General features: G+C 67.7%; 18 protein-coding genes. 9 read left to right on the forward strand and 9 right to left on the reverse strand.

Translation table 11 applies throughout. The features are described from left to right. From AC3A84_RS12835 to hemP, 4 genes are all read left to right on the forward strand, one after another. The coding region (locus AC3A84_RS12835; RefSeq protein ID WP_487970088.1) for an energy transducer TonB at window positions 1-475 on the forward strand (475 nt) is incomplete at its 5' end. A gap of 17 nt (window positions 476-492) precedes the next feature. Continuing rightward, window positions 493-1,209: a MotA/TolQ/ExbB proton channel family protein gene (locus AC3A84_RS12840; RefSeq protein WP_343589269.1), complete on the forward strand. Its 717-nt coding sequence runs from the start codon at window positions 493-495 to the stop codon at window positions 1,207-1,209. Window positions 1,210-1,215: 6 nt separating this feature from the next. Continuing rightward, on the forward strand, window positions 1,216-1,626 hold the full coding sequence (locus AC3A84_RS12845; RefSeq protein WP_092938957.1) for an ExbD/TolR family protein: 411 nt from the start codon (window positions 1,216-1,218) through the stop codon (window positions 1,624-1,626). A gap of 493 nt (window positions 1,627-2,119) precedes the next feature. After that, window positions 2,120-2,365 (forward strand): hemin uptake protein HemP, encoded by a 246-nt coding sequence (hemP, locus tag AC3A84_RS12850; protein ID WP_487970090.1) that lies wholly within the window; start codon window positions 2,120-2,122, stop codon window positions 2,363-2,365. 332 nt (window positions 2,366-2,697) lie between these two features. On the opposite strand, the gene AC3A84_RS12855 is transcribed toward hemP, so the two are convergent. After that, entirely contained in the window at window positions 2,698-3,105 is a 408-nt protein-coding gene (locus AC3A84_RS12855) for a GlcG/HbpS family heme-binding protein (protein ID WP_487970092.1), read from the reverse strand. Window positions 3,106-3,327: 222 nt separating this feature from the next. Here AC3A84_RS12855 and AC3A84_RS12860 point away from each other — a divergent pair, with 222 nt between their 5' ends. Together AC3A84_RS12860 and AC3A84_RS12865 are read left to right on the forward strand one after the other, a co-directional pair. Further along, window positions 3,328-4,020 carry a Bax inhibitor-1/YccA family protein gene (locus AC3A84_RS12860; RefSeq protein ID WP_487970093.1) on the forward strand — a complete coding sequence of 231 codons (693 nt, stop codon included), beginning with the start codon at window positions 3,328-3,330 and terminating at the stop codon, window positions 4,018-4,020. Window positions 4,021-4,148: 128 nt separating this feature from the next. Further along, window positions 4,149-4,520 (forward strand): hypothetical protein, encoded by a 372-nt coding sequence (locus AC3A84_RS12865; protein ID WP_487970095.1) that lies wholly within the window; start codon window positions 4,149-4,151, stop codon window positions 4,518-4,520. 91 nt (window positions 4,521-4,611) lie between these two features. On the opposite strand, the gene rlmD is transcribed toward AC3A84_RS12865, so the two are convergent. From rlmD to AC3A84_RS12880, 3 genes are all read right to left on the reverse strand, one after another. Then, entirely contained in the window at window positions 4,612-6,129 is a 1,518-nt protein-coding gene (gene rlmD / locus AC3A84_RS12870; RefSeq protein WP_487970097.1) for a 23S rRNA (uracil(1939)-C(5))-methyltransferase RlmD, read from the reverse strand. A gap of 49 nt (window positions 6,130-6,178) precedes the next feature. Beyond that, window positions 6,179-6,487, reverse strand: a complete 309-nt coding sequence (locus AC3A84_RS12875) for a hypothetical protein (RefSeq protein WP_487970098.1) — start codon at window positions 6,485-6,487, stop codon at window positions 6,179-6,181. A 62-nt stretch (window positions 6,488-6,549) separates the two neighbouring features. Next, window positions 6,550-7,026, reverse strand: a complete 477-nt coding sequence (locus tag AC3A84_RS12880; protein ID WP_288509037.1) for an Lrp/AsnC ligand binding domain-containing protein — start codon at window positions 7,024-7,026, stop codon at window positions 6,550-6,552. Between the two features lie 123 nt (window positions 7,027-7,149). Here AC3A84_RS12880 and putA point away from each other — a divergent pair, with 123 nt between their 5' ends. Further along, a complete protein-coding gene (gene putA / locus AC3A84_RS12885; RefSeq protein WP_487970099.1) occupies window positions 7,150-10,899 on the forward strand; it encodes a trifunctional transcriptional regulator/proline dehydrogenase/L-glutamate gamma-semialdehyde dehydrogenase in 3,750 nt (1,249 codons plus the stop codon). Between the two features lie 137 nt (window positions 10,900-11,036). Here the strand turns inward: putA and AC3A84_RS12890 are convergent, their stop codons facing one another. Next, window positions 11,037-11,834, reverse strand: a complete 798-nt coding sequence (locus AC3A84_RS12890; RefSeq protein ID WP_487970101.1) for a DUF2325 domain-containing protein — start codon at window positions 11,832-11,834, stop codon at window positions 11,037-11,039. A 298-nt stretch (window positions 11,835-12,132) separates the two neighbouring features. Here AC3A84_RS12890 and AC3A84_RS12895 point away from each other — a divergent pair, with 298 nt between their 5' ends. Continuing rightward, window positions 12,133-12,540 carry a ferric uptake regulation protein gene (locus AC3A84_RS12895; RefSeq protein WP_288510173.1) on the forward strand — a complete coding sequence of 136 codons (408 nt, stop codon included), beginning with the start codon at window positions 12,133-12,135 and terminating at the stop codon, window positions 12,538-12,540. An 18-nt stretch (window positions 12,541-12,558) separates the two neighbouring features. Here the strand turns inward: AC3A84_RS12895 and AC3A84_RS12900 are convergent, their stop codons facing one another. From AC3A84_RS12900 to guaB, 4 genes are all read right to left on the reverse strand, one after another. Next, window positions 12,559-13,179: a DUF1989 domain-containing protein gene (locus AC3A84_RS12900; RefSeq protein ID WP_487970103.1), complete on the reverse strand. Its 621-nt coding sequence runs from the start codon at window positions 13,177-13,179 to the stop codon at window positions 12,559-12,561. Next, the gene (gene gntA / locus AC3A84_RS12905; protein ID WP_487970105.1) at window positions 13,172-13,885 is read right to left on the reverse strand and encodes a guanitoxin biosynthesis heme-dependent pre-guanitoxin N-hydroxylase GntA; all 714 of its coding nucleotides are present in this window, start codon (window positions 13,883-13,885) and stop codon (window positions 13,172-13,174) included. The genes AC3A84_RS12900 and gntA overlap by 8 nt, the downstream gene beginning before the upstream one ends. A gap of 235 nt (window positions 13,886-14,120) precedes the next feature. Then, window positions 14,121-15,740, reverse strand: coding sequence for a glutamine-hydrolyzing GMP synthase (gene guaA, locus AC3A84_RS12910; RefSeq protein ID WP_487970106.1), 1,620 nt, complete (start codon window positions 15,738-15,740; stop codon window positions 14,121-14,123). Window positions 15,741-15,826: 86 nt separating this feature from the next. Beyond that, window positions 15,827-17,296 (reverse strand): IMP dehydrogenase, encoded by a 1,470-nt coding sequence (guaB, locus tag AC3A84_RS12915; RefSeq protein ID WP_487970108.1) that lies wholly within the window; start codon window positions 17,294-17,296, stop codon window positions 15,827-15,829. 108 nt (window positions 17,297-17,404) lie between these two features. On the opposite strand from guaB, the gene AC3A84_RS12920 reads away from it, so the two are divergent. Next, window positions 17,405-17,923: a DUF4124 domain-containing protein gene (locus AC3A84_RS12920; RefSeq protein WP_487970109.1), complete on the forward strand. Its 519-nt coding sequence runs from the start codon at window positions 17,405-17,407 to the stop codon at window positions 17,921-17,923. The last annotated feature ends 47 nt before the right edge of the window (window positions 17,924-17,970 follow it).

Consider the following 17,970-nt stretch of genomic DNA (forward strand, 5'->3'; position numbering starts at 1 on the left):
GCCCCCCCCCAAACCAGCGCCCAAGACCGCGCCGCGCCCTGCGCCGATGCCGGTGGCCATTGCCGAACCTAGGCCGGCGCCCAATGCACCGACGGGCATCACCACGCCCCAGCCGCCTGCGCCACCTGTTGAAGCTCCCGCGGCGCCCCCGGCGCCCGCGCCGGCGCCGCCGGCACCACCCGCACCGCCGAAGATCGACCTGCCGTCCAGCGATGCAGCCTATCTGAACAACCCCACGCCGACCTACCCCGCCATCAGCAAGCGGCTAGGCGAACAGGGCAAGGTGGTGCTGCGCGTACTGATCGGCACCGACGGTCTTCCGCAGAAGGTGGAAATCAGCAAGTCCAGCGGCTTCGACCGGCTGGACCGCCAGGCGCAGGAAGCGGTGATGCGTTGGCGTTTCGTGCCCGGCAAGCGCAACGGTGTGCCCGAGACCATGTGGAACCTGGTCCCCGTCAATTTTGTTCTCGAATAAATCAATCAGGAGTTTTCATGGAATCGCATTTCGGCATTGCCAACGTCTGGATTCAGGGCGACTTCGTCACGCGCGCCGTGGCGGTGCTGCTGCTGGGCATGTCACTGGCCTCTTGGATCGTCATCATCATCAAGGCTCTGGACATCATCAAATTCAAGAAGCATGCACGCGCCGCGCGTGACTTCTGGCACAGCGAGGACTTCGCGGCCGGCCTGAGCAAGCTCGGCGACGACCCGACCAACCCCTTCCGCCACCTGGCGCTCGAAGGCCGGGAGGCCACGGCCCACCACCGCAACACCAAGGCCCATCTGCACGACAGCCTGGACGTGAGCGACTGGGTGACCCGCAGCCTGCGCAACTGCATCGACGAATTCACCGCCCGCTTGCAGGCAGGCCTGGCCATCCTGGCATCCGTGGGCTCCACGGCGCCGTTCATCGGGCTCTTCGGCACGGTGTGGGGCATCTACCACGCGCTGGTGGCGATCGGCACTTCAGGCCAGTCCACCATCGACAAGGTGGCGGGCCCCATTGGCGAGGCGCTCATCATGACGGCGCTGGGCCTGGCCGTGGCCATTCCGGCAGTGCTGGGCTACAACGCGCTGGTACGCGGCAACAAGTCGATCCTGAACGCGCTCAACAGCTTCGCCCACGATCTGCACGCCTATTTCGTCACAGGTGCCCGCGTCAGCGCGCCGGGCGAGCAGGCCAAGGTGCTGCCGATCAAGAAGGGGTGATGCACCATGGCTTTCGGAACGCAAGACGACGCCGATGAGGTGATGAATGAGATCAACATGACGCCGCTGGTGGACGTCATGCTGGTGCTGCTCATCATCTTCATCATCACCGTGCCGGTCATGAAGCATGCCGTGCCGGTGGATCTGCCCCGCGCCTCCAACCAGCGGGAAGACATCAAGCCCGAGACCATCCGGCTTTCCATCACGGCCGACGGCAAGTACCACTGGAACGAGAGCGACATCTCCGACGACGAGCTGGAGCCCCGCCTGAAGGCCGAAGCCGCCAAGGACCCGCAGCCGGACCTGCACATCCGCGGCGACAAGGACGTGCGCTACGAGCGCGTGGCGCAAGCCATGTCGGCCGCCCAGCGCGCCGGGGTGCGCAAGATCGGCTTCGTGACCGATCCCAAGCCTTGAGCGACTGAAAGACGCCGCGCTCACCTCTAAGAACGTGTTTACGATCTCCCAGGGGTCGCGCAGCTACGTCGGCGGGATGGGATGCAAGGCGCGGTGCGCAGTGGATAGCCCCGCTATCCACAAGTGCCGCAACGCCGCAGACCGCCCGCCGACGTAGCTGCCCTTCGGGTTGGAGCGAAATCGGGCGATTGAACGCCCCGCCTGCATGCATGGGCTGAGAGCCCATGCGGCGCATCCGAGGCATCCACTCATCCCGATTGCGCTCCAACGCGATCCCCTGCGAGATCGTAAACACGTTCTAAGCGCCCTCTCCCACGCCGATGCCAGGACCTGTGCCTGCATCGGCGTTTTTCTTGATGCCCTGCCATGGAGTGGATGACGGTGCCGCTCGAGGGCACGACGTAACTTCTTACGTTGTCCGGGCGGAGATTCGCTTGACGATCAATTGAGAATGGTTATCATTAAAACAATCGCAACGCAAAGAGGATCTCTCATGCAAGCCACCCTGACCACCCCTTCCGCAGTTTCCTTCTTCGGCACCGCTTCCTTCGACGGACGCAGTTCCGGCGCTTCCGCCTCGGCCCGGCAAGCCGCCGCCGCTTCCGCCGATGCAGCCCCGGGGCATGCCGTGGACAGCAGCGCGCTGCTGCAAGGCCAGAAGGCCGTGTCCATCAGCCACAACGGCTCCGTCTATCGCCTGCAGGCCACCAAGCTGGGCAAGCTCATCCTGACCAAGTAAGCACGAACCGAACGGCGCGCACAGCCCGTTCGGCATAGGGGTATCGCCATGGGGTGCGAACCACCGCCAGGCACTACGCAAAGGTTTCATCGTGGGGCGACTCCGAACACCCGCACGGCTGCGGGTCGCCAGGGTCGTATTGGCCAGCCAACGGGGTCATGCCCGCGTAGCCAGGCTTTTTTTTCAACGTCCTGTCCCGCCCCGCTCCGCTTGGCACGGCGCAATAAAAAACCGGCCGTGATGGCCGGTTTTTTATGAGGTGAATCGGGCTCCAGCGCCCGATCCACATGGGCAGATTGCTATCCAATCCATAGCATTCGACCCATCAAGGCTCACAGCCCCAGGGCGGCGATGCCAGCGCGGGCGATCTGCGCGTCTTCGTTCGACTTCACGCCGCTCACGCCCACGGCGCCCAGGCATTGGCCGTCCTTGATGATCGGCACGCCGCCTTCCAGCAGGCCGTCGACACCCGGGGCGGTCAGGAAGGCCGTGCGGCCGCCGTTGATGATGTCCTCATAGACCTTGCTCTCGCGGCGGCCCAGGGCGGCGGTACGGGCCTTGGCCGGACCGATCTGGGCCGACAAGGCGGCGGCGCCGTCCAGGCGCTGCAGCCAGACCAGGTGGCCGCCGTCGTCCACGATGGCGATGGTCACGGCCCACTGGTTCTTGACGGCTTCCGCCTCGGCGGCGGCGGCGATCTTCTTGATGTCGGAGAGTTCGAGTTCGTGCTTGGTCTTCATGGTGATGCAGCGAGTAGGTTCAACGAAGGAAAGCGGACCTGAGAAGGTTCAGGCGCAGTCCTTGAGCATAGCGGCCGCCCCGCACGCCAGCCGCTGCGGCAAGGGCAAAAGATTGCATCCCAAAAGTACGGGATGAAACGCGGGTATTGCAGTGGTGCATAACGCCCCCACCTAGAATTTGTCAACCTGCATGGGTGCAGATACCACATTGGAGAGACGCATATGAATACCGAAGTCACTACCTACAGCTCCGCGGGCTACGGCATTTCGCAGGAGCAGCGCAACAAGGTCATGCGCAATACCTACTGGTTGCTGGCGCTGAGCCTGCTGCCCACGGTGTTGGGCGCCTGGGTGGGCGTGGCCACGGGCATCACGCAGGCGCTGCACGGCGGGATCGGCATGCTGGTGTTCCTGGGCGGCGCGTTCGCGTTCATGTTCGCCATCGAGAAGACCAAGACCTCCGCCGCCGGCGTGCCGGTGCTGCTGGCCTTCACCTTCTTCATGGGCCTGATGCTCTCGCGCCTGATCGGCGTGGTGCTGGGCTTTTCGAACGGCACGCAGCTCATCATGACGGCCTTCGCCGGCACGGCGGGCGTGTTCTTCGTAATGGCGAGCCTGGCCAGCGTCATCAAGCGCGACCTGTCCGGGATGGGCAAGTGGCTGTTCGTCGGCGCCCTGGTGCTGATGGTGGGTGCCGTCATCAACATGTTCGTGGGCTCCTCGGCCGGCATGATGGCGATCTCTGTCGCGGCCATCGGCATCTTCAGCGCCTACATGCTGTATGACATCAAGCAGATCCTCGACGGCGGCGAGACCAACTACATCAGCGCCACGCTGGCCCTGTACCTGGACCTGTTCAACGTGTTCCAGAGCCTGCTGGCCCTGCTGGGCAGCATGGGTGGCGACCGCGACTGATCGTGCTCCCTTCTGCCCCTCACAACAGGGGGCTGATCGCTCAAGGCCTCTTCGGAGGCCTTTTCTTTTTGCCAGCCGCCAGCGCGTTTCCCTCAATCCCCGGGGCGGACTGCCGATAAGCTAGCAACATGCGCAATTTCATTCCTGCCCCCTGCCGAGCCTGGTGCTTCGCCGCGGCCATGGCCCTGCCGTTGCTGGCGGGCTGCGATATTCCCGGGCTGAGCCCTGACCCGCGCGCTGCGGCCAAGGAAGAAGACGCCAAGGCCATCGGCGGTGCATGCCGTCTGGCGATGCGCGGCCTGGAGGACTGCTTCACCTTGAACCCCAAGGCCTCCAAGGGCCAGATCTTTGCGGGCTGGAAGGACATGGACGCCTACATGCGCGAGAACAAGATCGAAGGCTCACCCTCCGTGCTCAGCAAGGCGGAGGACAAGCCCCCGGCCAAGCCGGCCCGCAAACAGCCTGCCGACGGTGGCGACGAAGGGCGTTCGCGGAGCTGACGGCTGCCAAATCACCCCCGCGCCTGCGATGGGAGGCGCCACCGGGGTGCGCCGATCCGGCCAGCGCCGAATCGCCCCCTCAGCGCAGCCCTCAGGCCCGCTCGAACACCGCCATGCTTTCCACGTGCGCCGTATGCGGAAACATATTGACCACGCCCGCGGCCACACAGCGGTAGCCCGCCTGATGGACCAGCAGACCGGCATCACGCGCCAGGGTGGCGGGGTTGCAGCTCACATAGACGATACGGCGCGGCGGCTTCCAGCCCTCGGCTGAGGCAGGCAGCGCCGGCGCGTCTTCGGCGCCGATGCGGGCCTGATGGATGTCGGCCAGCGCCTTGGCCAGCGCGAAGGCGCCCTCGCGGGGCGGATCGACCAGCCACTTGTCGGCCACGCCGTCGGCGACCAGCATCTCGGGCGTCATCTCGAACAGGTTGCGCGCTACGAATTTCGTAGCTGCCAGCGGCCGGCCTGCGGGCGCGGAGGCCCGATTCAGCTCATAGTTCTCGCGCGAGCGGGCGACCAGCGCCTCGCTGCCCTCGATGCCCAGCACCTCGCGCGCCTGCGTGGCGATGGGCAGAGTGAAGTTGCCCAGGCCGCAGAACCAGTCGATCACGCGCTCGTCGCGCCCGGCGTCGAGCAGCCGCAGCGCCTTGCTGACCAGCACGCGGTTGATGTGCGGGTTGACCTGGGTGAAGTCGGTGGGCTTGAAGGGCATGGTGATGCCGAAGTCGGGCAGGCCGTAGGCCAGCTGCGGTCCGCCTTCGTCCAGCAGCTTGACCGTGTCGGGGCCCTTCGCCTGCAGCCACCACTGCACGCCATGCTCGGCCGCGAAGGCGCGCAGGCGGGCCAGGTCGGCGTCGGAGAGCGGCTCAAGGTGCCGCAGCACCAGGGCCGTTACCTCGTCGCCGCAGGCCAGTTCGATCTGCGGGCAGGTGTCGCGCGCGTCCAGCGCGGCGATCAGGCCGCGCAGGGGCATCAGCATGGCGCTCACATGGGGCGGCAGTACCGGGCACACGCCCATGTCGGCGATGTAGCGGCTCTTGCGCTCGTGGAAGCCCACCAGCACCGTGCCCTTCTTGATGACGTGGCGCACGGCCAGCCGGGCGCGGTAGCGGTAGCCCCAGGCCGGGCCCTCGATGGGCCGCATCACGGTTTCGGCCTTCACCTTGCCCAGGTGCCAGAGGTTGTCTTCCAGCACGCGCTGCTTGACGGCCACCTGGGCGCCCACGTGCAGATGCTGCATCTTGCAGCCCCCGCAGGCGCCGGCATGCAGGCCGAAATGCGGGCAGCCGGGCCGCACGCGCTGCGAAGATTCCCGGTGGATGGCGGTGAGGCTGGCCTGTTCCCAGTTGTTCTTCTTGCGGTGGGTGTTGGCGCTGACGACCTCGAAGGTCAGCGCGCCGTCGATGAACACGACCTTGCCGTCGGGCTTGCGGGCGACGCCCTGGGCGTCCATGTCCATGGAAGTGACCTCGAGCCAGCCGGGGGGCAGGTCGGAGGCCGGGGCGGCGGCGGAGGATGGGTCCGCAGCGAGGATTTCCGCTTCGCCAGCGGCGGCCGCCGGCGCGAGGGTCGTGGGTTCTGTGTCGATGATGGTGGGGGCGCTCATAGCCCCCGATTGTCTCAGGCCGCGCGCAGGTGGCGAGGCCGGCGGGATGTCAGCTGCGCCGGGGCCGGGCGGGCCGGGCAGGCGCGGCGCGGACCGGGCTGTAGGAGCTCGCGGCCTGCAGGCGATTGATGGCCAGCTCGCAGCCCGAGTCATTCAGCGTGAACACCAGCCGGCTGCCGGCCGGCGCCACCCGCGGCAGGGTGTCGTGCAGCTGGCGCGACAGATCGACCGGCGGCACCTGCGAGCGGTAGATCACCTGCTGGTCGGCGGAATACACCACGTAGCAGGCGGCGGTAGCGCCCTGGCTGGCACAGAGTCCGGCCAGCAATGCAGCGGCAGCAAGGCGAATGGATGGCATGGCGGAACGCTCCCCGGTGACTCTTCGATGCGGCCATTATTGCGGAGCCTGCCCGCAACCGCTCAGGCGATCGGCAGATGGCTGGAGTGCTTGACCTCTTCCATCACCGCGTAGGTGCGGGTCTCGCGCACGCCGGGCAGCTGCCAGAGCACGTTGCCAGCAAAGGCGCGGTAGGCCGCCATGTCGGCGCTGCGCGTCTTGAGCAGATAGTCGAAGCCGCCCGCCACCATGTGGCATTCCATGATCTCGGGGTGGACCTGCACGGCCGCCTTGAACTGGTCGAACACATTGGGCGTGGTGCGGTCCAGCAGCACCTCGATGAAGACCAGCATGCCCGCGCCGAGCTTGATCGGGTCCAGCCGCGCCTCGTAGCCCAGGATGAACCCGTCGCGCGTGAGCCGCTGCACCCGCGCCAGCACGGCCGTGGGCGAGAGCGCCACGCTTTCGGCGAGCTTCAGGTTGGCGATGCGGCCGTCTTCCTGAAGGATCTTCAGGATCTTGCGGTCTATGCGGTCCAGGTCGGTGTCTTGTGCGGCCATGGCTAGCGATTCATTCGGTAGATGCTGCCATTTTCGATGTTTTATTCAGCACCCTCCGCAAGATGATGGCGGCATTCCCGGCCCATGCGTGCGCCGGGCTGATTCCACCGCCCTCCACACCCCATGGACACTCACACCGCCGCCCCCGTCCCCGCACCCAGCTTCGCTCCGCGCGCTGCGTTCGACTCCCCCCTGCGCCAGGCCATCACCGCGGCCTACCGGCGCCCCGAACCCGAGGCGCTCGCGCCGCTGCTGGCGCAGGCGCGCCTGCCCGCCGCGCTCTCCGCCGACGTGCAGGCCCTCGCGCTACGCCTGGCCAGGGGCCTGCGCGAGCGCAAGCGCGCGGGCGGTCGCGCCGGCCTCGTGCAGGGGCTGTTGCAGGAATTCGCGCTGTCGTCGCAGGAAGGCGTGGCGCTGATGTGTCTGGCCGAAGCGCTGCTGCGCATTCCCGATGCCGCCACGCGCGACGCGCTGATCCGCGACAAGATCAGCCACGGCGACTGGGAGCCGCACCTGGGCAAGAGCCCTTCGCTCTTCGTCAATGCCGCCACCTGGGGCCTGCTGCTTACCGGCCGGCTGGTCGCCACGCACAGCGAAAAGGGCCTGGGCGCGGCGCTGCGGCGCCTCACGGCCAAGGGCGGCGAGCCGCTGATCCGCAAGGGCGTGGACATGGCGATGCGCATGATGGGCGAGCAGTTCGTCACCGGCGAAACCATCGCCCAGGCGCTGGAGCACGCCCGCCCGCTGGAGGCGCAGGGCTTTCGCTATTCCTACGACATGCTGGGCGAGGCCGCGCTCACCGCGCGGGATGCCGAGCGCTACCTGCAGGCCTACGTGCGGGCCATCCACGCCATCGGCCGCGCCGCCGCCGGGCGCGGTGTGTATGAAGGCCCGGGCATCTCCATCAAGCTCTCGGCCCTGCACCCGCGCTACAGCCGGGCGCAGCAGGCCCGCGTGATGGCCGAGCTCTACCCCGTGCTGCTGCAGCTGGCCGAGCTGGCGCGCGGCTACGACATCGGCCTCAACATCGACGCCGAAGAGGCCGACCGGCTGGAGCTGTCGCTGGACCTGCTGGAGCGGCTCTGCCACGCGCCGCAGCTGGCAGGCTGGAACGGCATCGGCTTCGTGATCCAGGCCTACCAGAAGCGCTGCCCCTTCGTCATCGACTACTGCATCGACCTGGCCCGCCGCAGCGGCCACCGGCTGATGGTCCGCCTGGTCAAGGGCGCCTACTGGGACAGCGAGATCAAGCGCGCCCAGGTCGATGGTCTCTCCGACTACCCCGTCTATACGCGCAAGACCCACACCGACGTGTCATACATCGCCTGCGCACGCAAGCTGCTGGCCGCGCCCGATGCGGTCTATCCGCAGTTCGCCACGCACAACGCGCAGACGCTGGCCAGCATCTACCAGCTCGCCGGGCCCGAAAACTATGCGCCCGGTCAGTACGAATTCCAGTGCCTGCACGGCATGGGCGAGCCACTCTACGAACAGGTGGTGGGCGCCGCAGACCTGGGCCGGCCCTGCCGCATCTACGCGCCCGTGGGCACGCATGAGACCCTGCTCGCCTACCTGGTGCGCCGCCTGCTGGAAAACGGCGCCAACACCTCCTTCGTCAACCGCGTGGCCGATGCCGATCTGCCGCTGGAAAGCCTGGTGGCCGACCCGGTCGCCGCCGTCGATGCCCAGGCCGCAGCGGAAGGCCGGCCCGGCCAGCATCACCCGCGCATTCCGCTGCCGGCGCAGCTCTTCGGCAGCGCCCGCGCCAACTCGGCGGGCATCGACCTGTCGAACGAGAACACCCTCAACGCGCTGAGCACGGCCCTGGCCGCCAACGCCCGCCACGGCTGGCAGGCCGCACCGCTGATCGCAGGCACCGTGCAGCCGGGTGCAGCAGTCCCCCTGGCGCTGCGCAACCCTGCGGACCACGGCGACGTCGTCGGCCATGTGCAGGAGGCCAGCGCCGCCGACGTGGACACCGCCCTCGCCGCCGCGCAGGCCGCGCTGCCGGTCTGGTCCGCCACGCCGCCCGCAGAGCGCGCCGCCGCGCTGCTGCGCACGGCCGAACTGCTGGAAGCCGCCCTGCCCGACCTGCTGGGCATCCTGATGCGCGAAGCCGGCAAGACCTGCGCCAACGGCGTGGCCGAGGTGCGCGAGGCGGTGGACTTCCTGCGCTACTACGCGGCCCAGGCCACGCGCCATCTGGACAACGCCAGCTGCCCTCCCTTGGGCCCGGTGGTGTGCATCAGCCCGTGGAACTTTCCCCTCGCCATCTTCATGGGCCAGGTGGCCGCCGCCCTGGCCGCTGGCAACACCGTGCTGGCCAAGCCGGCCGAACAGACGCCGCTCATCGCCGCGCAGGCCGTGCAGTGCCTGCACCGCGCCGGCGTGCCGGCCGCCGCGGTGCAGCTGCTGCCCGGCCGGGGCGAGACCGTGGGCGCGCGCCTGGTGGCCGATGTCCGCACCATGGGCGTGATGTTCACCGGCTCCACGGAGGTAGCGCGCCTGCTGCAGCGCGCCGTGGCCGGCCGGCTGGACGCGGCGGGCCACCCCATTCCGCTGATCGCAGAAACCGGCGGGCAGAACGCGATGATCGTGGACTCCTCCGCGCTGGTGGAGCAGGTGGTGGGCGACGTGGTGGCCTCGGCCTTCGACAGCGCGGGCCAGCGCTGCTCGGCGCTGCGCGTGCTGTGCGTGCAGGCCGACGCGGCCGACCGCGTGCTGGAGATGCTGCGGGGCGCCATGGCCGAGCTGCGCGTGGGCGACCCGGGACGGCTGGCGACCGACGTGGGCCCGGTGATCGACGATGAGGCCCGCCAGGGCATCCTGGAGCACGTCGCCACGCTGCGCGCCCAGGGCCGGCGCGTGTTCCAGCCCGCCGTGCCCGCCGATGTGCTGGCGGCCGGCACCTTCGTGCCACCCACGCTGATCGAGCTGGACCGCATCGCCGAGCTGCGCCGCGAGGTCTTCGGCCCCGTGCTGCACGTGGTGCGCTACGAGCGCGAGAGGCTGGACGCCCTGCTGGACCAGATCAACGCCACCGGCTACGGCCTCACCCAGGGCCTGCACACCCGCATCGACGAAACGGTGGAGCGCGTGGTGCGCCGCGCGCAGGCCGGCAACCTCTACGTCAACCGCAACATGGTGGGCGCGGTGGTGGGCGTGCAGCCCTTCGGCGGCGAAGGCCTGTCGGGCACCGGCCCCAAGGCGGGCGGGCCGCTCTATCTGCTGCGCCTGCTCTCGCGGCACCCGGCCGGCCTGGCGCTCGACTGCATCCGCAGCACGGCCACCGCCGTGCCCGATGGCGCCCGGCAAGGCGCCTTGCCGGCGCCGCTGCAGGCGCTGGCCGACTGGGCCCGCAGCGCAGGCGACGAGATGCTGGCACAGCGCTGCGAAGCGCTGGCCGCTGCCTCTTGCAGCGGCCTCGCCTGCACCCTGCCCGGCCCGACCGGCGAGCGCAACCAGTACCTGCTCTCGCCCCGCGAACACACGCTGTGCCTGGCAGAGAACGATGCGGATCGCCTCGTCCAGCTGGCCGCCGTGCTGGCCGTGGGCGGTAGCGCGCTCTGGCCACGCGCCCCATCGGCCGCCCTGCATGCCTTGCTGCCCGCAGCGGTGCAAGCCTGCACCCGGCTGGTGGACGACTGGCGCGATGCGAGCGTGGCCATCGACGCCGTGCTGCACCACGGCGATGCCGACAGCCTGGCCGAGACCTGCCGCGCCATCGCCCAGCGCCCCGGCCCCATCGTGGGCGTGACCGGGCTGCAGCCCGGCGATGGCGATGTGCCGCTGACCCGGCTGGTGCTGGAGCGGGCCGTGAGCGTGAACACGGCGGCGGCCGGAGGCAATGCCAGCCTGATGACCATGGCCTGAAGGCTCCGGGCACCACGGCCCAGCGCACGGGGCGCGCCCTGGCGTTCGGCTGTGGTGATTCGAGCGATTTGGGCCTGCAGCGCTTGATTTGCAAGCGCCTTCAGCTATATTTTCAATAGCAGACCGCTGACGCGCGCTCAGGCGAGGCTGTTCGACTCCGCCGGGCTCTCCGCCCCGGCGCGCACGCCCCGCATCCAGTGGATGACCTGGGGCGTATCCGCCACCATCACGCAGGCCTTGCCGGTGCGCTTGCAGTGATCCTGCACGCGCCAGTAGTCGTTGTGGCTCAGGCAGCCGGTCTGGCAGATGACCAGGTCGGCGGCAGTCAGGCTGGCTTCCAGCGTCTCGGCATCGACGTCGCCGCCCTCGTCCTGGAAAAAAGGGGCTGCCGAGGCGACTACGGGCGCGGCCGGCGCTTCGGGTTCCAGACCATCGGGGCCCGGCACCATGCGCTGCGCGATCCAGCCCCCCGCATTGCCCGGAGCGATGCAGAGCACCGACCGCCAGTGCGATGCGGCAGGCATGTCGTCCGCGCCGCCCTCGGCGGCACCCGACAAGGCGCCCTGCAGTCCGAGCCCTGGGCCCTTGCCTGCCGCCGCAGCAGCCGCGCTGGCCGCGCGCCACTGCCAATGCAGCACCTCCCGGGCGCGCTCCTGCAGTCGGCCCGCGAGGGTCTCCAGCTGCCGGGCCAGCGTGCGGCGGCGCGGCAGGCCCTGCAGCCCCTCGGCCAGCCGGGTTTGGTCCTGCCGGGCATAGGCCAGCTCGGTCTCGCGCCGGATCAGCCGGCCACGCAGGCGGATGGCCTCGGCCTGAAGGCGCTCAATCTCCCGCGCCTGAGCGGTCAACGCCTGGCTGCACCGCAACTGCGCACGCCCATAGTGCGCCAGCAGCGCGCGGTGCTCGTTCAGGAGGTGGTCGAAGGCGGGATGGTTCATGGTCAAGGGTCTCCTGCGATGGTTCTCCAGGGCGGCGCAGCGATGGGCATCGAACGCCCATCGCAACCGCCATGAATTTTTTCAAACTTATTGATAACCATTCTCATTCAATGCTACACTGCAGTCAATCGCAGACCAGCACCGCAGAGATGCAGCGGTCAGCCACCCGTTTCATCGTGGGGCGACTCCAGGACCGGCCATCGGTCCGAAGGGTCGTTTTTGCCAGCCAACGGGCTCCTCCGGAAGTCCGCGTAGCCAGGCTTTTTTTCGATCCCACCGCAGACGTCACCCACAGCCCATGCCCGCCGACCTCCGCGCCACCGGCCTCAAGCCCACCCTGCCCCGCATCCAGGTGCTGGACATCTTCCGCAGCAGCCCCGAACGGCATCTGGCCGCCGAAGACGTCTATCGCCTGTTGCTGCAACAGCGCACCGATCTGGGCCTGGCAACGGTCTATCGCGTGCTGGCGCAGTTCGAGCAGACCGGCCTGCTCAAGAAAAGCCTGCTCAACCAGAACAAGGCGGTCTATGAACTCAACGACGGGCAGGAACACCACGGCCACCTGGTGTGCCTCGTCAGCGGCACCGTCCATGAATTCCACGATCCGCTGATCGAGGAGCGCCTGCGCAGCACCGCCGAGGCGCTGGGGTTCGATCTGTCGGGCTATACCCTCACGGCTTACGGCCGGCCCTCCGTGGGGAGCTGAACGCCCCCTCGGCATCGGTCAGCGCACGGCGCCGGCGCGGAGGATTTCGTAGTCGATCGGCTTGAAGCTCCCATTGTTGGAGTTCTCGGCCGAGCACGAGGTCAGCCCGCAGATCAGATCCATCTCGGCCCGCAGGTCGATGTGGTCTCCGGCCTTGGACCGCGGCGCCTTCACCACCACCGCGCCGTCGGACGCAACCTCCACGTTCATGAATACGTTGAAGGTCGTGCCGATCTGCTCGGGCCGTATGCCGTAGGCGGCCAGCGCGCGGTAGAGGTTCTCGAAACAGCTCGGGTGATGGCCCTGATGGCGGTAGAGGATCTCGAACATCTCCTGGCTGCAGGGCGTCAGCAGGAAGTCGTGGCGCCCCACCGTGTCGTCCACGATCTGGAACATGGGCCGGCTATCGTTGGAGTACAGCGTGTCGCCCGTGCTGAGGTAGATCTTCGACGCATAGTCGATGCTGCGGCCCGACGACAGGCTGCAGCCGTGGTCCTGCGCATGGAAGGCGAACAGATCCGCCACCTGCTCGCCCAGCGGATCATGGATGCGCAGCACATCGCCGGCTTGCAGTTCGAAGGCCGTTCCGGACTGGGGCGGAATCCGGCAAAGAGAAGAACCCTGATGGCATTCATGCATGTTCGTGCGCCTTGGAGTGGAACGGACATTTCCAGTCGGCCTCGATGGCGCGGCCGGAGTACTGGCGAGCTTCGGAAGACTCGCCGAAGCGAGCCAGCACCGGGTTGATCTCCCCCTGCAGGGCCCGATCGCGGGCGCGGATGGCTTCCTGCATCACCGCGTACTTGCCCGTGGCCTTCAGGTGCTCGAACTGCTCATGGAAATTGAAGACCAGGCACGGCATCGGCGTGCGCCGCGCAAGGCGCGAAGCGCCCGCATGCATCCCCACCACGAAGAACGCCCGGCCATCCACGCTGAACGAGAAATCCTGCCGCGCAGGGTCGTCGCTCACGCCCGCGGCCCAGGCGCCGCCGCGCGCCATGTCGCAATCGTGCAGCGCCTGCAGCTGCCGCCACATGCGCCGCTCGAATGTGGACTCATCCATGGCCTGCTCCGCGAAGGTGGCGACGAAAGTCGCGGGAACAGAGCCCGGGTCAGGGTAGCGCGCGGAATATTCCCGCAATGCCTGGCGCAGCCGCTCGGTGTGCGCAGGGTCGGCCAGCGGCCCGAAGGCCTGCGTGTGCAGCCGGCCCTTGTTGAGGGCCGACTTGGCGCCCACGCAGGGAAACATCCTGTCGGCAATGAACGCAGTGACCCGGGCTTCGGCAGGCCCAGCGGGCCCTGCGTCATGGCGCTCGGCATGGAGATGAAGGTCTTTGGTGTGCATGCCTTCAAGCTACGACCGTGCCGGCCGCCCCGCCGTGCGGCCGGCTACCGCCCCTGCCGTGGGAATGCCCGCCCACGGTCTGTAGGCTGCGGCGCTACCGCTGCGCAGCCCGCCAGCAAATCTGCCCCCGTTCTGCAGCCGAAAAAAAAGCCAGCCGGCTGCAAGGCCAGGCTGGCTTCCATGGAGGGCGGGTTAGCGCCTCATGCGAGCGAACGGGTCGCCGGCATGGCCTCCATCATTCCCACTCGATCGTCGCCGGCGGCTTGCTCGACACGTCGTAGGTCACGCGGTTGATGCCGCGCACTTCGTTGATGATGCGGCCCGACACCTGCTTGAGCAGCGCGTAGGGTAGCTCGGCCCAGTCGGCGGTCATGAAGTCGCTGGTCTGCACGGCGCGCAGGGCGACGACGTAGTCGTAGGTGCGGCCATCGCCCATCACGCCCACGCTCTTGACGGGCAGGAAGACGGTGAAGGCCTGACTGGTCAGGTCGTGCCAGCTCTTGCCGGTGGCTTCGTCGGTGAAGTTGCGCAGCTCTTCGATGAAGATGGCGTCGGCGCGGCGCAGCAGGTCGGCGTATTCCTTCTTCACTTCGCCCAGGATGCGCACGCCCAGGCCCGGGCCGGGGAAGGGGTGGCGATAGACCATCTCGGGCGGCAGGCCCAGGGCCACGCCCAGTTCGCGCACCTCGTCCTTGAACAGCTCGCGCAGCGGCTCCAGCAGCTTCAGGCCGAGCTGCTCGGGCAGGCCGCCCACGTTGTGGTGGCTCTTGATGGTGACGGCCTTCTTGCTCTTGGCGCCGCCCGATTCGATGACGTCGGGGTAGATCGTGCCCTGCGCCAGGAAGGTCGCGCCCTTGTGGCCGCCATCGCCGGCCTTGAGCTTGGCGGCTTCCTGCTTGAACACGGTGACGAATTCGCCGCCGATGATCTTGCGCTTGGCTTCCGGGTCGCTCACACCGGCCAGCTTGCCCAGGAAGAGCTCGCTCGCATCCACGCGAATCACCTTGGCGTGCAGCTTGCCCTCGAACATTTCCATGACCATGTCGCCTTCGTTCAGGCGCAGCAGGCCGTGGTCCACGAAGACGCAGGTGAGCTGGTCGCCGATGGCGCGATGGATCAGCGCTGCCGCGACGGACGAATCCACGCCGCCCGACAGGCCCAGGATGACTTCCTCGTCACCCACCTGCTCGCGGATCTTCTGGACGGCTTCCTCGATGTAGTCGCCCATGACCCAGTCGGGCGCGGCGTTGCAGATGCCCAGCACGAAGCGCTCGAGCAGCGCCTTGCCCTGCACGGTGTGCGTGACTTCGGGATGGAACTGCACGGCGTAGAAGCGGCGCGTCTCGTCGGCCATGCCGGCGATGGGGCAGCTCGGGGTGCTGGCCATCAGCTTGAAGCCCGGGGGCAGCTCGGTGACCTTGTCGCCATGGCTCATCCACACGTTCAGCATGCCGTGGCCTTCGGCCGTGGTGAAGTCGGCGATGTCCTTGAGCAGCTCGGTATGGCCGTGGGCGCGCACGGCGGCGAAGCCGAATTCGCGCTTGTGGCCGCCTTCCACCTTGCCGCCCAGCTGGTGGGCCATGGTCTGCATGCCGTAGCAGATGCCCAGCACCGGCACGCCCAGCTCGAAGACGGCCTGCGGCGCCTTGTCCGTCGAGTCCTCATAGACGCTGGCATGGCTGCCCGACAGGATCACGCCCTTGAGCGAGCCGTCCTTGGCGTATTCGCGGATCCATTCATCGGTCACATCACAAGGATGGACCTCGCTGTACACGTGGGCTTCGCGCACGCGGCGGGCGATGAGCTGGGTGACTTGCGAGCCGAAGTCGAGGATGAGGATTTTCTGGTGTTGCATGGCGGGCGGGTCAGGCGACGGGAAACGGAAAAGACAAAGGCCCGAACACCTCTCTTCGCGGGTTCGGGCCTGTGGATGCTGACGGGTCAGTCAGCGCGGTAGTTGGGCGCTTCCTTGGTGATCTGCACGTCGTGGACGTGGCTCTCACGGATGCCGGCGGTGGTGATCTCTACGAACTCCGCCTTGTTGTTCATCTCTTCGATGGTGGCGCAGCCGCAGTAGCCCATGGCCGCACGCACGCCGCCCGCCATCTGGAAGACGATGGAGACCATCGAGCCCTTGTAGGGCACGCGGCCTTCGATACCTTCGGGCACCAGCTTGTCGGCATTGGGGTTGCCGGTGCTCGATTCCTGGAAGTAGCGGTCGGCCGATCCTTGCTGCATGGCGCCGATGGAGCCCATGCCGCGGTAGCTCTTGTAGCTGCGGCCCTGGAACAGGATCACTTCGCCCGGCGCCTCTTCGGTGCCGGCGAACATGCCGCCCATCATGATGGTGCTGGCGCCGGCGGCCAGGGCCTTGGCGATGTCGCCCGAGTAGCGGATGCCGCCGTCGGCGATCAGGGGCACGCCCGTGCCCTTGAGCGCCGTTGCCACGCTGTCGATGGCCATGATCTGCGGCACGCCCACGCCCGCGACGATGCGGGTGGTACAAATGGAGCCTGGGCCGATGCCGACCTTGACCGCATCGGCGCCCGCTTCGACCAGGGCCAGCGCGGCGGCGCCGGTGGCGATGTTGCCGCCGATCACGTCGACTTGCGGATAGTTCTGCTTGACCCAGCGCACGCGCTCGATCACACCCTTGCTGTGGCCGTGGGCCGTATCCACCACGATCGCATCGACGCCGGCCTTCACCAGCGCTTCCACGCGCTCTTCCGTGCCCTCACCCACGCCGACGGCGGCCCCCACGCGCAGGCGACCATTGCTGTCGCGCGCTGCATTGGGGAAGCTGGTCTGCTTGGTGATGTCCTTGACGGTGATCAGGCCCTTGAGCTCGAACGCGTCGTTGATCACCAGCAGGCGCTCGAGCTTGTGCTTGTTCAGCAGCGCCTTGGCTTCGGCAGCCGAGGTGCCTTCCTTGACGGTGATGAGCTTCTCGCGCGGCGTCATGATCTGGTGGACCTTGACGTCGTAGCGGGTTTCAAAACGCAGATCGCGCCCGGTCACGATACCGACCACCTTGCCACCGTCACACACCGGGAAGCCCGAAATGCCCAACTGCTCGGACAGCTGCAGCACCTGCATCACCGTGTGCTCCGGCGTGATCACCACCGGATCGCGCACCACGCCCGATTCGTAGCGCTTGACCTTCGCTACCTGGGCTGCCTGCTCCTGGGGCGTCAGGTTCTTGTGGACGATACCGATACCGCCCTCCTGCGCTATGGCGATGGCCAGGCGAGCTTCAGTCACCGTGTCCATGGCGGCGGACACGAGCGGAAGATTCAGTTGGATATTGCGGGAGAGTTTCGTCGCGAGGGACGTGTCCTTGGGCAGGACCTGGGAGTACGCTGGCACCAGCAACACATCGTCGAAGGTGAGCGCTTTTCCAAGAAGGCGCATGAGAAAGCTCCAAAAGCCGGATTGTACCCGTCACCGTGTGACACGGGCGCAAGTGGCCCGGATGAGAGCCGCTGGTGCCCCGCCGGTCCTGCGGATAAACTGCCGCGCATGACACAGAAGCACAAGCTGGCTCTCTTCGCACTGGCCATGTCCTGGGCCCTGAGCGCCTCGGCACAATGGCAGTGGCTGGATAAGGACGGGCGCAAGGTCTTCAGCGACCGCCCCCCGCCAGTCGATGTGCTGCCCAGCAAGATCCTGGCGCAGCCCAATGGCGCCCCAGCCAGCACGGCCGCACCGGCCGACAGCGGCGACGGCGCCGCCAAGCCGCCCGCCCGGAGCGCCAGCGCAGCCGCCGCACCAGGCAAGGACCCGGCCCTGGAAAAGAAGAAGGCCGAGGCTGAGGCCGCAGAAGCCCATAAGAAGAAGGCGGAGGCGGACCGGCTGGCGCAGGCCCGCGCCGAGAACTGCGCCCGAGCCCGCCAGGCCAAGACAACGCTCAATTCGGGCCAGTTGATGGCACACACCAATGCCAAAGGGGAACGCGGTTTCATGGACGACGCCACACGCCTGACCGAAAACCAGCGCCTGGATTCCGTGATCGCCTCCGACTGCACAGCGGCCCGCTGATTTCTTGTGGCGGCGCGCAGCCGCTCGTTGCGAGCAAGCTCGCCATC

The organism is Paracidovorax sp. (genome assembly GCF_057642795.1).